Source organism: Streptomyces sp. NBC_00209 (assembly GCF_045206345.1).
Lineage (GTDB): Bacteria > Actinomycetota > Actinomycetes > Streptomycetales > Streptomycetaceae > Streptomyces.
Map to the genome: position 1 here is coordinate 4,310,576 of NZ_CP108121.1, position 13,020 is coordinate 4,323,595.

The window sequence follows — 13,020 nt, forward strand, 5'->3', positions numbered from 1 at the left end:
CTCACTGGCCGGGCGCGTCCCCGGGGCTGAACAGCAGCCGCCCCACCTCCCGGAACACCTCCTCCGGGTCGCGGTCGCCCACCGCGTCGGACAGGTTGCCGCTGAGGAGCAGGGTGGCGAAGCCGTGGGCGAGGGACCAGGCGGCGATGCCCGTGAGGCGGGGGGCGTCGGTGGGGGCCAGGGTGGCGACGCCCGCGCGGAGTTCCGCCGTGGCGCGGTCCTTCGCGGCGAGGAGGTCCGGGTCGTCCGTGCGGTACAGGTCCGGCTGGAACATGACCTGGAAGTGGGCCGGGTGCGTCGTCGCGAACCGTACGTACGCCACGCCTCGTTCCCGCAGGTCCGGGGCGGCGGCCAGTGCGTCCGCGAACAGGTCGTAGCCCTCGGCGGCGACGGCGGTGAGCAGGCCGGTGCGGTCCTTGAAGTGGTGCGCGGGGGCGGCGTGGGAGACGCCGGCCCGGCGGGCCAGGTCGCGCAGGCTGAGCGCGCCGGGGCCCTCGGTGCGGATGACGTCGAGGGCGGCGGTGAGGACGGCCCGCCGCAGGTCGCCGTGGTGATAGGCGCGGTCGCTGGTCATGGACAGCAGGTTACGCGGGATCTAGTCGTTGACAAGTTCGCGGATGACGCGCACTCTTGGGATCTAGGCAGTGGCTAGATGGCCGGTGCGTGGCGGAGGGTGTGGACATGTCTGAGGACCTGATGCGTGTACGGCAGCTGTGGCACCTGCTGGAGCCCGTGCACGCCGTCCTGTACTACGCGCCGGAGGCGTTCGAGGAGGTCGCCGCGCTCGGATACGCGGTCGATGAGCGGTGGCCGAGCTACTTCGCCTGGCGCGCGGCGCCGCTGGGCGCGGCGGGGGCGGACCGGGTCGCGGAGACGTTCCACAGCTTCAGCCCGCGCATGGTCGGCGCGTACGTGCCCGCCGTCTGGTCCGTCGCCTCGCCGGACGCGGTGCTCGCGGCGCGCGGCCGGGCCGTCGACCGTACGTACCAGGCGCTCCTGGGCGACGGGACCGCCGCGCCGGACACGGCCGAGGCCGCCGCACTGCTGCGGCGCGTCGCGGAGGCGGCCGACACGGCGGACCGGCCGCTCGCCGCCGCGAACGCCGCACTGCCGTGGCCGGACGCCCCGCACCTCGCCGTGTGGCACGCGGCGACCGTCCTGCGCGAGCACCGGGGCGACGGCCACCTCGCGGCGCTGGCCGACGCGGAACTGGACCCGGTCGAGGCGCTGGTGTCCTTCGCGGCGATCGGGGCGGCCCGGCCCGAGGTGTTCGCCAGTCGTGGGTGGGGCGACGAGGAGTGGCAGGCGGCGCTCGAACGGCTGGAGAAGCGGGGCCTGGTGGCCGGCGACGGGACGGCGACCGAGGCGGGCCGGGCGCTGCGGGCCGAGGTCGAACGGCGTACGGACGAGGCGGCGGCGGGCCCGTGGCGGGCACTCACGGACGTGGAGCGCGAACGGCTCGTCGCGCTGCTGGGCCCGCTGTGGGTGGCGGCGATCGGGTCCGGGCTGCTGCCGTCGGAGAACACGCTGGGCATCGGCAAGGTCTGACGTCCTCCTCGCCCTGAAGGGCGGGGCGTCCTGGGAGAATCGAGGTGATCCGGGACTCATCGGGGGTGAACCCGAGCCATGAACGTCCGTCGGCGGGGAAGACGTTCGTAGAATCCCCTCGTTGGTTCGGCTTTCTCCCCGTCAGGACGGCTGCGAGTGATATCTCCCCGCGTGTGTCGAGTACTGGTCCCCGCCCTGGCCGCGACGGCCGCGTTGGCGCTGAGCGGCTGCGACCCCGACCAACTGCCCAAGGACATCGACACGACCACCGGCGGCGGCGCGGACGGCGGCGGCCAGTCCGTCACAGGCTTCGGCGCCAGCCCGCTGACGAACGACGACGGGACGAAGCCCGGCCTCGCGCCCCTCACCTCGGACAAGGACCGCGCGGCGGCCCGCAAGGTCATCGAGAAGGTCGCCACCAAGGGGCGCGGCCCGAAGACCGGGTACGAACGGGGCAAGTTCGGGTACGCCTGGAAGGACTCCGTGGACGACGTCCCGCTGTCCCACAACGGCTGCGACACCCGCAACGACCTGCTCGCCCGCGACGGCAAGGACGTCGAGCTGCGATCCGGCTCGAAGTGCGTGGTCGTCTCGATGACGCTCAAGGACCCGTACACCGGCAAGACCATCGAGTGGCGCAAGCAGCAGGCGACCAAGGTGCAGATCGACCACGTCATGCCGCTGTCGTACGACTGGCAGATGGGCGCCGCCCGTTGGAACGAGTCCAAGCGCCAACAGATCGCCAACGACCCGCTCAACCTCATCCCCGTGGACGGCCCCGCCAACAACGCCAAGCGCGACGCGGGCCCCGCGACCTGGCTTCCCCCGTACAAGCCGGTGCGCTGCGCGTACGCGCTCCGGTTCGCCCAGGTCTCGCTGAAGTACGACCTGCCGGTGACGAGCGCGGACAAGGACATGATGCTGGAGCAGTGCGGCGGCTGAGAACGCTGTTCCCGGCGTCGGGTCCCCGTACCCCGTGCTCCGGACACCGGCGGGTTCCTGTGCGTGGGGGCGGGTGAGGGGTCGCCGGTCGCGGTGTGCCGGCGGGCGGCCCGGCCGGGGCGGTCAGCCGATGTCGGCCATGTCCTTCGCGGCGGGCTTGTGCACGACGACGGGCTTCCCGAACTCGGAGAGTGTCATCGTCATCGGGTCCTCGTTGCCGGCGGCGTCGATCTTGAGGATGTACGGCTGCCCCTCGGTGGCCACCGTGAGCGTGTAGGTTGCCGCGCCGTCCTTCTCGATGAGGCGCAGGGCCGGGTGGCCGTCGACAGTCGTGGAGCCGTCCTTCCGGGCCTCGGTGTCGTTGCTTGCGGAGTCCTCCAGCAGCGAGTTCAGATCGCAGAGCTCGAGCATGTCCTTGTTGTCGGGCTCCGACGCCTTCGACTTCAGCCACTTGCCCGCGAGCATGTCCACCGCTGCGTCGATGTCCTCGGCGGGCTCGCCCTTGGACTGTTCGCGCAGCATCGCCTCGTCGTACTTCGTGTAGACGGTGTCACCCGTCTTGCGGATCTCCATCGCTCCCGCCGGGCCGATGGCCATCGTGCCGGTGCAGTTGCCGGAGGTGTCGCTGCTGAGGTGGGCGGAGATTTTTTCCCCGTCCGACGTCGTGTCGATGCCGATCTTCATGGACTTGGCCTTCTTGGTGGCCGCCATGGCCTTGTTGACGACCTCGGGGCCCGAGAGCTTCGCGAAGGGTTCGGCCTCCCTCGCCGGGGAGTTCTTCGGGGCCGCCTCCTTCGAGGGCGTCGTGTCGGTGCCGCAGGCGGCCAGGCCCAGCACGGCGAAGGCGCAGGCGGTGTTCACGGCGGTACGGGTGAGAAGGCGCATGGGGGAGGGCTCCGGAGGCAGATGGGTGACGACGTGGTCATCAGAACAAATTCTGTGAACCGAGTCAACCACGATTTATCTGTGAATAGTTATTTGATGTGTGAACCGTGGAGGTGTGGGTGGGTCGGTATGCTCGCCGACACAGGGGGCCGACCAGGGAGACAGCAAGTGCCGGAGAACGCGACAGAGGTGACCGCCGCCGGGATCGCCCGTCTGGCCGGCGTGGGGCGCGCTGCCGTCAGCAACTGGCGCCGTCGGCACGCCGACTTCCCCCAGCCCGTGGGCGGCACCGAGACCAGCCCGTCCTTCGCCCTGTCCGAGGTCGAGCGATGGCTCCGCGACCAGGGCAAGCTGGTCGAGGTCCCCCTCCGCGAACGCGTCTGGCAGCAGCTCGCCGGCCACCCCGCGGGCCCCGTCACCGCCCTCGTCCACACCGGCTGCGCCCTGCTCCTGGTGAACCGCAGCCCCGTCGCCTGGCGGGAGATCACCGGCGTGTCCGACGAGCGGATGGCCGGGGTGCTCTCCCTCGCCCTGGACGACGCTCTCGCCGACCGCTTCGGGCCCGCCGGGAACGGGCGCGCCGTCCGCACCCCGGACCGCGCCGAGCTCCTGCCCTCCGTGCCGCTGCTGCGCGGCGCCGCCGAACTGGCCGCCGGAACCGGCGTCCGCGAGACGTACGAGTTCCTGCTCGGCCGTCAGCTCGACGCCAACCCGCGCCAGTACACGCTGACCCCGCCCGGACTCGCCGAACTGATGGCGGAACTGGCCGGCACCGGCGGACCGGGCGTGCGCACGGTGCTCGACCCGGCGGCGGGCACCGGCGCCCTGCTGACCGCAGCCCTCGGCCCGGCCGATGCCACAAGCCGCCCCGCCGCCCTCCACGCCCAGGAGAGCGACCCCGGCCTCGCCGCCGTCACCGCACTCCGCCTCGCCCTGCGCACCGCGGACGCCCCGCGCACCACCCCCCGCGACCGCACGCTCGACGTGCGCACCGGCGACACCCTGCGCACCGACGCCTTCCCGCGCCTGGCCGCCGACGCGGTGCTCTGCCATCCGCCGTTCAACGAGCGCAACTGGGGCCACGACGAACTCGCCTACGACCCCCGCTGGGAGTACGGCTTCCCCGCCCGCACCGAGTCCGAACTCGCCTGGGTGCAACACGCGCTGGCCCGGCTGCGCGACGGCGGCACCGCCGTCCTCCTGATGCCGCCCGCCGCCGCCTCGCGCCGCTCCGGCCGCCGCATCCGCGCCGACCTCCTGCGCCGGGGCGCCCTGCGCGCCGTCATCGCGCTCCCGGCCGGCGCCGCACCCCCGTACGGCATCCCGCTCCACCTGTGGGTGCTCCGCAGGCCCGGCGCCGAGCCGCGGCCCACGCCCGAACTGCTGCTGATCGACACCGCGGAGCCCTCCGAGCAGACCACCGGCGGCGGCCGTGACCGCCTCGACCTGACCGCCCTGCGCCACGCGGTACTCGACGCCTGGCACGCGTACGAGGGACAGCGCCCGCAGCCCGCGGCACCGCACTCAGCCGCCTCCCGCACCGTCCCCGTCATCGAACTCCTCGACGACGACGTCGACCTCGCCCCCGCCCGCCACCTCCCGTCCCCCGCCGCCACCGGCGGACCCGCCGAGCTCGCCGGCGTACGGGAGCGGCTGACCACGACGCTGGGCCTCGCCACGAGCCTCACCCCGCCGCCCCCCGCCCCCACCGCACCCGCGCACCGCCCGCTCACCACCATCGGCGAACTCGCCCGTGCCGGCGCCCTCCAGCTGCGCCACGGCGGTACGGGCACCGGGACCGGACCCGTCCTCACCGAGCACGACGTGCTCGGCTCCACCCCGCCCTCCGGCGCCCCGGCCGCCGGCGGCACCCCCGAGGAGCCCGTCCTGGTCGAGGCGGGCGACGTCGTCGTGCCCGTGCTCGGCGGAGTCACCGTCGTCCGGGTCGTGGACGAGGCCACCGCGGGCGCCGCGCTCGGCCGCAACCTCCAGCTGCTGCGCCCCGACCCGGCCGTGCTCGACCCCTGGTTCCTCGCCGGGTTCCTGCGCGGCACCACCAACAACCGGCAGGCCAGCAGCCACGCCTCCACCGCGACCCGGCTCGACGCCCGCCGCCTCCAACTACCGCGCCTGCCCCTGGCGGAGCAGCGGCGCTACGGCGAACGGTTCCGCGCGCTCGCCGCGTTCGAGGACGCGCTGCGGCTCGCCGGACGACTCGGCGGACAGCTCGTCCAGGGCCTCTACGACGGCCTGACGGACGGTACGGTCACGCCGGAGTGACCGGAACCACAACGGTTCCGCACAACCCCGGGCCCTCTGTCGTTGTCGCCCCTTACGCTCGGATCCGCACGCACGCCCGTGTGCGCGCGGACGTTTCACGACCAGGCAATCCAGGAGCAGCCATGTACGCCCCGGGTCTTCCGCCCACGGCGCCGCGCCGAGTCCCCGGCAGGGCCTGGATCGTCTCCATGCGCGTGCTGTTCACGATGCTCGCGGTCTGCTCCCTGGGCTTTCTGCTGTGGGCACCGCTGCTCAGGCTCGCGTTCGTCCGCCGCCGTGCCCTCGACTGGTGGACGGCCGGTACCGGCTTCGTGTTCATCTGCGTGGTGGTCGCCGTGCTCGGCAGGAACGAGCCGAACGTGGAGGCGGACGACATCGACAACATGTTCATAGCGCTGATGCTCCTGGTCCTCGCGGCCGTCTGTGTGTACTACCTCGTCGCCGACGTACGTTTCTACGCCCGCCTGACCGGGAAGGGCGCCGGACTCCCGCACCAGGGGCCCGGCTACGCGTACATCACCACCGTGCCCGTGCCCACACCGCCGTACGGACAGCCGCAGCCCTACCCGCCACACCCCGGCCAGCAGCAGCCCTACCCGCTTCCCCTCACGCGCTGCCCCCAACCGGAGGACGCCCGGCCCGCCCCGCCCCAGCGCATCGACCAGGTCCGCGCCGAGCTGGACGAGCTGAGCGACTACCTCCGCAAGGAGGAAGGCCGGTGAACGGTCGCCTCATCGGCGGACGGTACGAGCTGGCGACGATCCTCGGCCAGGGCGGCATGGGCCAGGTCTGGACGGCCTACGACCAGCGCCTCGACCGCCGCGTCGCCGTCAAGCTGCTGCGCCCCGACCGGGTCACCGGCCCCATCGGCAGCGAGGCCGCCGGCGAGCTGCGCCGCCGCTTCGTCCGCGAGTGCCGGGTCACCGCCCAGGTGGACCACCCGGGCCTGGTCACCGTGCACGACGCCGGCAGCGACGGCGACGACCTGTTCCTCGTCATGCAGTACGTGGAGGGCGCCGACCTCGGCGACCACCTCGCCGAACACGACCCCTACCCCTGGCCCTGGGCCGTCGCGGTGGCCGCGCAGCTGTGCGCCGTCCTCAGCGCCGTGCACGCCGTGCCGATCGTCCACCGCGACCTCAAGCCCCGTAACGTGATGGTCCGTCCGGACGGCACCGTACTCGTCCTCGACCTCGGTGTCGCGTCCGTCCTCGACACCGACACCACCCGCCTCACCAACACCGGCTCGCCCATCGGCTCCCCGGCCTACATGGCCCCCGAGCAGGCCATGGGCGGCGCGGTCGGCCCGTACACCGACCTCTACGCCCTCGGCGTCCTGCTGCACGAACTGCTCAGCGGCGACGTGCCGTTCGCCGGGTCCACCGCGCTCGGCGTGCTGCACCGGCACCTGTACGAACCGCCGCTGCCGGTCCGCCAGATCCGGCCCGACATCCCCGAACCGCTGGAAACCCTCGTGCTGCGGCTGCTCGCCAAGGATCCGCAGCACCGCCCGGACAGCGCCCAGGAGGTGTACGAACACCTCGCCCCGCTGCTGCCCGCACGCGGCTCCCGGCCGCCCGCCGGGCCGCTCGACCCCACCCGGCCCTTCCTGCGCCCGCACGCCCCCTGGCCCGACCGCGCCACGGCCCCGCCGCCGGCCATGCCCGCCACCCCGCCCGCCCGGACGGACGTGGCCGCCGCCGTGGACGAGGTCAAGCGGCTCCTCGGCGAGGGCCGCATCACCCAGGCCGTGGACATGCTCGGCGGGCTCCTCCCGGTCGCCGCCGAACAGCACGGGTCCGGCTCCCCGGTGGTCCGCATCCTGCGCAAGCAGTACGCGGCGACCCTCATGGACGACGGCCAGTACCGCCGCGCCCTGCCCGAACTGCGCCGCCTCGCCGACGACCGGGCCGCCGAGGCGGGTACCGCCGACCCGCAGACCCTCGGCTACCGCTGCGACGGCGCCCAGTGCCTGGAACAGCTCGGTGAACCCGCCGCCGCGCTCGCGGAGTACCGCGCCGTGCTGCCGTACTACGAGAACCAGTACGCCACGGGCAACGACCCGGCACGCTCGTACGAGATCCGCCACCGCATCGGGCAGCTGCTGCTCGCCCTCGGCGACCACGCGAACGCGCGCGCCCACCTCCAGTCCCTGCTGTACGACACCGAGCGCACCTACGGCCCGCACCACCCGCTGCCCATCGAGCTGCGCCGGCAGCTGGAACGCCAGATGGAGGTCCGGGGCGGCTGAGGCCCGGGACGGGCCGTTCACCCGATGGTCGCCCACCGGCCACACCGGGCTCCGGAAGGCGACACATTGACCGGTTGATGTACATGAGTGCTGATCTCGCTGGTGGTGCCTTGTTTCAACGAGGAAGAGATCCTCGAACGCTTCCATGAACGCGTCACGGACGAAATGTCCCGCCTCGGGCACGCGTTCGAGGTCGTCTACATCGATGACGGAAGCGCCGACCGGACCCTGCCCCTCATCCAGGAACTGGCCGCCGCCGACCCGCGCGTCCGGTACGTCTCCTTCAGCCGCAACTTCGGCAAGGAGGCCGCCATGCTGGCCGGTCTCCAGCACGCCGAGGGGGACGCCGTCGTCCTGATGGACGCCGACCTCCAGCACCCGCCGGAGCTGGTCGGCCGCATGCTCCAGGAGCACGCCCGGGGCTACGACCAGGTCATCGCCCGCCGCACCCGCGCCGGCGACCGCGTCACCCGCACCCTCTCCGCACGCGCCTACTACTGGCTGATCAACCGCCTCGTGGACGTCGAACTGGTCGACGGCGTCGGAGACTTCCGGCTCCTCTCCCGCCGCGCGGCCGACGCCGTGCTCTCGCTCACCGAGTACAACCGCTTCTCCAAGGGCCTCTTCTCCTGGGTCGGCTTCCCCACCACGACGTTCAGTTACGAGAACGCCGTACGGGAACAGGGACGCTCCGCCTGGACCTTCGGCAAGCTCCTCAACTACGGGCTGGACGGGCTGCTCTCCTTCAACAACAAGCCCCTGCGCGCCGCCCTCTACCTCGGCCTGCTCCTCACCTCCGTCGCCCTCGCCTACGCCGCCTGGATCGTCGGCGTCGCTCTCGTGCAAGGCGTCGACACCCCCGGTTACGTCACCCTGCTCGTCGTCGTCACCGCGCTCGCCGGCGTCCAGATGGTCCTCGCCGGAGTCGTCGGCGAATACGTCGGGCGCATCTACTACGAGGTCAAGCGCCGCCCCCACTTCCTGGTCAAGGCCACCAACACCCGGACCCGCGAAGCCGCCGCCGAACGGGAGCCCCGGGAGTTCGTACGCCGATGACGCTCCCCGCACAACTCATCCGTTTCGTCCTCGTCGGAGCGGTGAACACCGGCACGTACTACGGCTGCTATCTGCTGCTCCTGCACGTCCTGCCCTACCTGGCCGCGCACGCCCTCGCCTTCGCGCTCAGCATGACCGGGTCCTTCTTCCTCACCTCGTACGTCACCTACCGCACCCGGCCCACCTGGCGGAAGTTCCTGCTCTTCCCGCTCACCAACGCGGCGAACTTCCTCATCACCACCGGCGGGGTCTATCTGCTGGTCGACCTCGCCGGATTCAGCAACCGGTACGCCCCGCTGGTCGCGGCGGCGGCCGCCATCCCCCTCACGTTCGTGATCTCGCGCACGATCATGCTCCGCCCGGACCCCCCACCCCGGAAGCGGCCGGAACCGGTGGCCTGAGACGGCGGTCGGAAGGCCGGGGCGGGTAGGACACAATGTCCCCGGCACGAGGGAGGGTCGTCCTCCCACGGCCTGGATCGCACGAGTCACCAAGGGGTGTTGTGAACGGAAGAAGAAGCCGCGCGCTGCTGAAGGCCGTGACGCCGATGCTGGAGCCCGGGGAGCAGGTCGTGGCGATGTCCCTGGTGAACCTGTGCGAGATATCGGTCAAGCGGAACCTGGCGATGGGCCTCGCCGCGGCGGTACTGAGCGGCGGGACGATGATCGCGGCGGCGGCCCCCCAGCCGATATACCTGGCGGTCAGCCGCGAGAGGCTCTTCCTCTTCGTCGCCAACCAGACCTTCGCCAAGCCGGACCGGCACATGGCCACGTTCCCGCTCCAGGGACTCACGCGCACCGAGATCAAGAACCGGGTCCTGAAGAAGTCCTTCGACCTGGTCGACGCGTCCACGGGGAGCGCGCTGCGCCTCTTCTTCCCCGTCCTGGTCAGGAACAACAGCCTGGACATCGTGGCCGGACTCGTCCCCGTCGCGGGAGCCGCCGTCTGAGCCGAGGGCGGCCCGCATCCCCAACTCCTCCCGAATCGTTGGTCGAATCAGTGGCCCGGACCGGTTCCACTCCCTAACATCGATCATCGCAAGGCTTTGTGCACCGCCGCACAATCTCCTCGGGAGGCTCCTTTGCACCGCCGTCGCACCGCGCTCACCGTCTCCGCCGCGCTGCTCGCCGCAGCGCCGCTCCTCTCCGCCTGTGGCAGCCAGGCCCACCCCGGCGCCGCGGCCGTCGTCGGGGGCGACCGGATCACGGTGTCCACCGTGCAGGCGCAGGTGGCCGACGTACGCGAGGCGCAGGGCTCGTCCCCGCAGGCCGCGCAGCTCACCGACCAGTCCGGCCAGCTGGCCCGCGCCAAGCTGCACGGGCTGATCCTGGACCGCGTCCTCGACCGGGCCGCGGCGGACGCGGGCGTCACGGTGAGCCGCGCGGAGATCCAGCAGATGCGGACGTCGGCCGTCGCCCAGTACAGCGGCGAGAAGGGGCTGCGGCAGGCCGTGCTCCAGGAGCGCTGGCTCGCCCCGGGCCAGATCGACGCCTTCCTGCGCGAGCAGATCCAGATCACGAAGCTCGGCCAGGCCCTCGGCGCCGACCCGTCCACGCCCGAGGGCACCAAGGCCATCGGCGACGCGCTGACCAAGGCGTCCAAGGCGCTCGACGTCGACGTCAACCCCCGCTACGGCACCTGGGACAACCAGCAGATCCAGCTGGGCGACTACAAGGCCCCCTGGATCTCCCAGGTCACCAAGCCCGCCCAGGCGGCCGCCGAGACCGGGGCCTGACAGCCGCCGCGCGCGGCCGGGTAGATTCGGTGGCGTGAACGCTGAAGACCCCGGCCGCATCGTCCTGCTCACCGTCAGCCACCGGGTCGCGCCCGGGCTGCTGTCCTGGCCCGCCTGGCAGGCGCTGCACGGCGCCGACGAGGTGCGCTGCGGCGAGCCGGAGCAGCCGCAGCTGCCGTATCTGCGCGAGGCGGGCGTCACCGTCACCCCGGGCGTCCCGGACGCCCAGGAGCTCGTGGACGCCTGCGCGGGCGGCCGGACCGTGGTCGTCCTCACCGGCGGCGCGGGCAACCAGCCGCTCACCGACGGCCTGGCCCGGCTGGCCGGCTCCGGACGGGTGCGGATGCCCGACCTGGAGCTGCTGCCCGGCGCGTACGACCTGCCGGGCGCCCGGCTCCTCGACCTCGTCCAGGTCATGGACCGCATCCGCGTCGAGTGCCCCTGGACCTCGCAGAAGACCCACCAGGGCCTCGCCAAGTACGCCATCGAGGAGGCGTACGAACTGGTCGAGGCGATCGAGGACGGCGACCGCGAGGAGCTGCGCGAGGAACTCGGGGACGTACTGCTCCAGGTCGTCTTCCACGCGCGCATCGCGGAGGAGGATGAGGAGGAGCCGTTCTCCGTGGACGACGTGGCCGGCACGCTCATCGAGAAGCTGATCCACCGCCACCCGCACGTCTTCGGCGACGAGACCGCCGAGACCCCGGAGGACGTCCACGCGCACTGGCTGCGCACCAAGGCGATCGAGAAGCAGCGTGAATCGGTCACCGACGGCGTACCGATCGGCCAGCCCGGCCTGGCGCTCGCCGCGAAGCTCGCGAGCCGGGTCCGTACCGCCGGACTCGACGTCCCGCTCCCCGAGGGCGACGACATCGGCTACCGCCTCCTCGCCCTCGCCGCACAGGCCCAGGATGAGGGCATCGACCCGGAGGCCGCGCTACGCGCCGCGGGACGCGCGTACCGGGACGCGATCCGGACGGCGGAGGGCACCGGATAACGTCGGGGAGTGAACGTCGGTCCCGCCGTCTTCTCGTCATCCCTGCGTGCTGCTCACCGCCGTGAACTCCACCGGGAGCGTGCGGAGGCCGCGCATGATGAGGCCGCCCCGCCATCGAAGGTCATCGGGTTCTACGGCCAGCTGAACGTCGGGCAGGCGGCGGAACAAGGTTTCCAACGCGGTGCGGCCCTCAAGCCGTGCGAGAGGCGCCCCCAAGCAGTAGTGGATGCCGTGCCCGTAGCCGAGATGCTGGTTGTCCCGACGGGACAGATCGAGCGAGTCCGGCTCGGGGAAACGGGCCGGATCGCGGTCGGCCGCCGCGAGAACCACGAGCACGGGATCGCCCTCACGGATCTGCGCTCCTCCGATGTCGAGCGGCTCCGTGGCGTAGCGCCAGGTGGCCAGCTCCACCGGGCCGTCGAAGCGCAGCAGCTCCTCTATGCTGGTGTCCAGCAGGCGGTCGTCTCCTCGCTCGACCGCGCTCTGGAACACGGCACGCTGCGAGGGGTTCCGGAAGAACGCGTGCGCGCTGTTGCCGATCAAGTTGATGGTCGTCTCGAAGCCCGCGAAGAGGATCACGAAGCACATCGCGGCGGCCTCGTTCTCGGTGAGGTGTTCGCCGTGGTCGCTCGCCCGGATCAGTGCTGAGATCAGGTCGTCGCCGGGGTTCTCCCGCTTGCGGTGGATCAGCTCCGCGAGGTAGGCGCGGATCTTCTTCACGGACCGGGCGACCCCACCGCGCGGGCCGCCGCCGTGCCGGATCATCATGCCTGCCCAGTCCCTGAAGTCGTCCTGATCCTCCTCAGGTACGCCGAGCAGATCGCAAATGGCGTAGATGGGAAGCGGAAAGGCGAAGTCATGGATCAGATCCGCCTCCCCCTTCTCCGCGAAGTCATCGATGAGCCGGTCCGCCAACTCCTGTACGCGAGGCCCGAAGGCGGCGATCGTCCGGGGCGTGAACGCCTTGGACACCAGTCGACGCAGCCTTGTGTGGTCGGGCGGGTCGATGTTCAGCAGATGCGTCATGAGGTTGGCACTGCGCTCGCCCGGGATGCCGGTCTTGCTCTTGCCCTGGGCGTCCTTCGCGTGGTGTGCCGGATTCTTCGAGAGACGGCTGTCCGCGAGGGCCTGCCGCGCGTCCGCGTAACGGGTGACGAGCCATGCCTCCACCCCGCTCGGCAGGGTTGTCCGGTGTACGGGGCTGTGCTCCCTCAGCCAGGCGTAGGCGGGGTACGGGTCGGTGGCGAACGCCCAGGTGAAGAGTTCGGGCGGCGGGGTGCGGTTCACAACGACGACGGTATCCGGCCCCGTGGCTCCGGTCGTGCC

At 72.0% G+C, this 13,020-nt stretch carries 13 protein-coding genes; 10 read left to right on the forward strand and 3 right to left on the reverse strand.

The features are described from left to right. Window position 1: 1 nt before the first annotated feature. On the reverse strand, window positions 2-574 hold the full coding sequence (locus OG867_RS19660) for a TetR/AcrR family transcriptional regulator (protein ID WP_406287078.1): 573 nt from the start codon (window positions 572-574) through the stop codon (window positions 2-4). Between the two features lie 107 nt (window positions 575-681). On the opposite strand from OG867_RS19660, the gene OG867_RS19665 reads away from it, so the two are divergent. Both OG867_RS19665 and OG867_RS19670 read left to right on the forward strand, forming a co-directional pair. Next, window positions 682-1,548 (forward strand): SCO6745 family protein, encoded by an 867-nt coding sequence (locus tag OG867_RS19665; RefSeq protein ID WP_406287080.1) that lies wholly within the window; start codon window positions 682-684, stop codon window positions 1,546-1,548. 156 nt (window positions 1,549-1,704) lie between these two features. Beyond that, window positions 1,705-2,490, forward strand: coding sequence for an HNH endonuclease family protein (locus tag OG867_RS19670; protein WP_406287083.1), 786 nt, complete (start codon window positions 1,705-1,707; stop codon window positions 2,488-2,490). A gap of 123 nt (window positions 2,491-2,613) precedes the next feature. Here OG867_RS19670 and OG867_RS19675 read toward each other — a convergent pair whose 3' ends face one another. Further along, entirely contained in the window at window positions 2,614-3,375 is a 762-nt protein-coding gene (locus tag OG867_RS19675; protein ID WP_406287085.1) for a hypothetical protein, read from the reverse strand. Window positions 3,376-3,543: 168 nt separating this feature from the next. Here OG867_RS19675 and OG867_RS19680 point away from each other — a divergent pair, with 168 nt between their 5' ends. The 8 genes from OG867_RS19680 to OG867_RS19715 all read left to right on the forward strand — a co-directional run bounded on the left by OG867_RS19680 (window position 3,544) and on the right by OG867_RS19715 (window position 11,694). Next, window positions 3,544-5,655: an N-6 DNA methylase gene (locus tag OG867_RS19680; RefSeq protein WP_406287087.1), complete on the forward strand. Its 2,112-nt coding sequence runs from the start codon at window positions 3,544-3,546 to the stop codon at window positions 5,653-5,655. Window positions 5,656-5,777: 122 nt separating this feature from the next. Continuing rightward, entirely contained in the window at window positions 5,778-6,377 is a 600-nt protein-coding gene (locus OG867_RS19685) for a hypothetical protein (protein WP_406287090.1), read from the forward strand. Further along, window positions 6,374-7,906, forward strand: a complete 1,533-nt coding sequence (locus OG867_RS19690) for a serine/threonine-protein kinase (RefSeq protein ID WP_328900520.1) — start codon at window positions 6,374-6,376, stop codon at window positions 7,904-7,906. The genes OG867_RS19685 and OG867_RS19690 overlap by 4 nt, the downstream gene beginning before the upstream one ends. Before the next feature lie 87 nt (window positions 7,907-7,993). After that, the gene (locus OG867_RS19695; protein ID WP_406287092.1) at window positions 7,994-8,962 is read left to right on the forward strand and encodes a glycosyltransferase family 2 protein; all 969 of its coding nucleotides are present in this window, start codon (window positions 7,994-7,996) and stop codon (window positions 8,960-8,962) included. Next, window positions 8,959-9,363 (forward strand): GtrA family protein, encoded by a 405-nt coding sequence (locus tag OG867_RS19700; RefSeq protein WP_328900518.1) that lies wholly within the window; start codon window positions 8,959-8,961, stop codon window positions 9,361-9,363. The genes OG867_RS19695 and OG867_RS19700 overlap by 4 nt, the downstream gene beginning before the upstream one ends. 101 nt (window positions 9,364-9,464) lie before the next feature. After that, entirely contained in the window at window positions 9,465-9,911 is a 447-nt protein-coding gene (locus tag OG867_RS19705; RefSeq protein ID WP_406287095.1) for a hypothetical protein, read from the forward strand. Between the two features lie 132 nt (window positions 9,912-10,043). Beyond that, on the forward strand, window positions 10,044-10,697 hold the full coding sequence (locus OG867_RS19710) for a SurA N-terminal domain-containing protein (protein ID WP_328900516.1): 654 nt from the start codon (window positions 10,044-10,046) through the stop codon (window positions 10,695-10,697). A gap of 34 nt (window positions 10,698-10,731) precedes the next feature. After that, window positions 10,732-11,694 (forward strand): nucleoside triphosphate pyrophosphohydrolase, encoded by a 963-nt coding sequence (locus OG867_RS19715; RefSeq protein ID WP_406287098.1) that lies wholly within the window; start codon window positions 10,732-10,734, stop codon window positions 11,692-11,694. 36 nt (window positions 11,695-11,730) lie between these two features. Here the strand turns inward: OG867_RS19715 and OG867_RS19720 are convergent, their stop codons facing one another. Then, the gene (locus OG867_RS19720) at window positions 11,731-12,981 is read right to left on the reverse strand and encodes a cytochrome P450 (protein WP_406287100.1); all 1,251 of its coding nucleotides are present in this window, start codon (window positions 12,979-12,981) and stop codon (window positions 11,731-11,733) included. Between the last annotated feature and the right edge of the window lie 39 nt (window positions 12,982-13,020).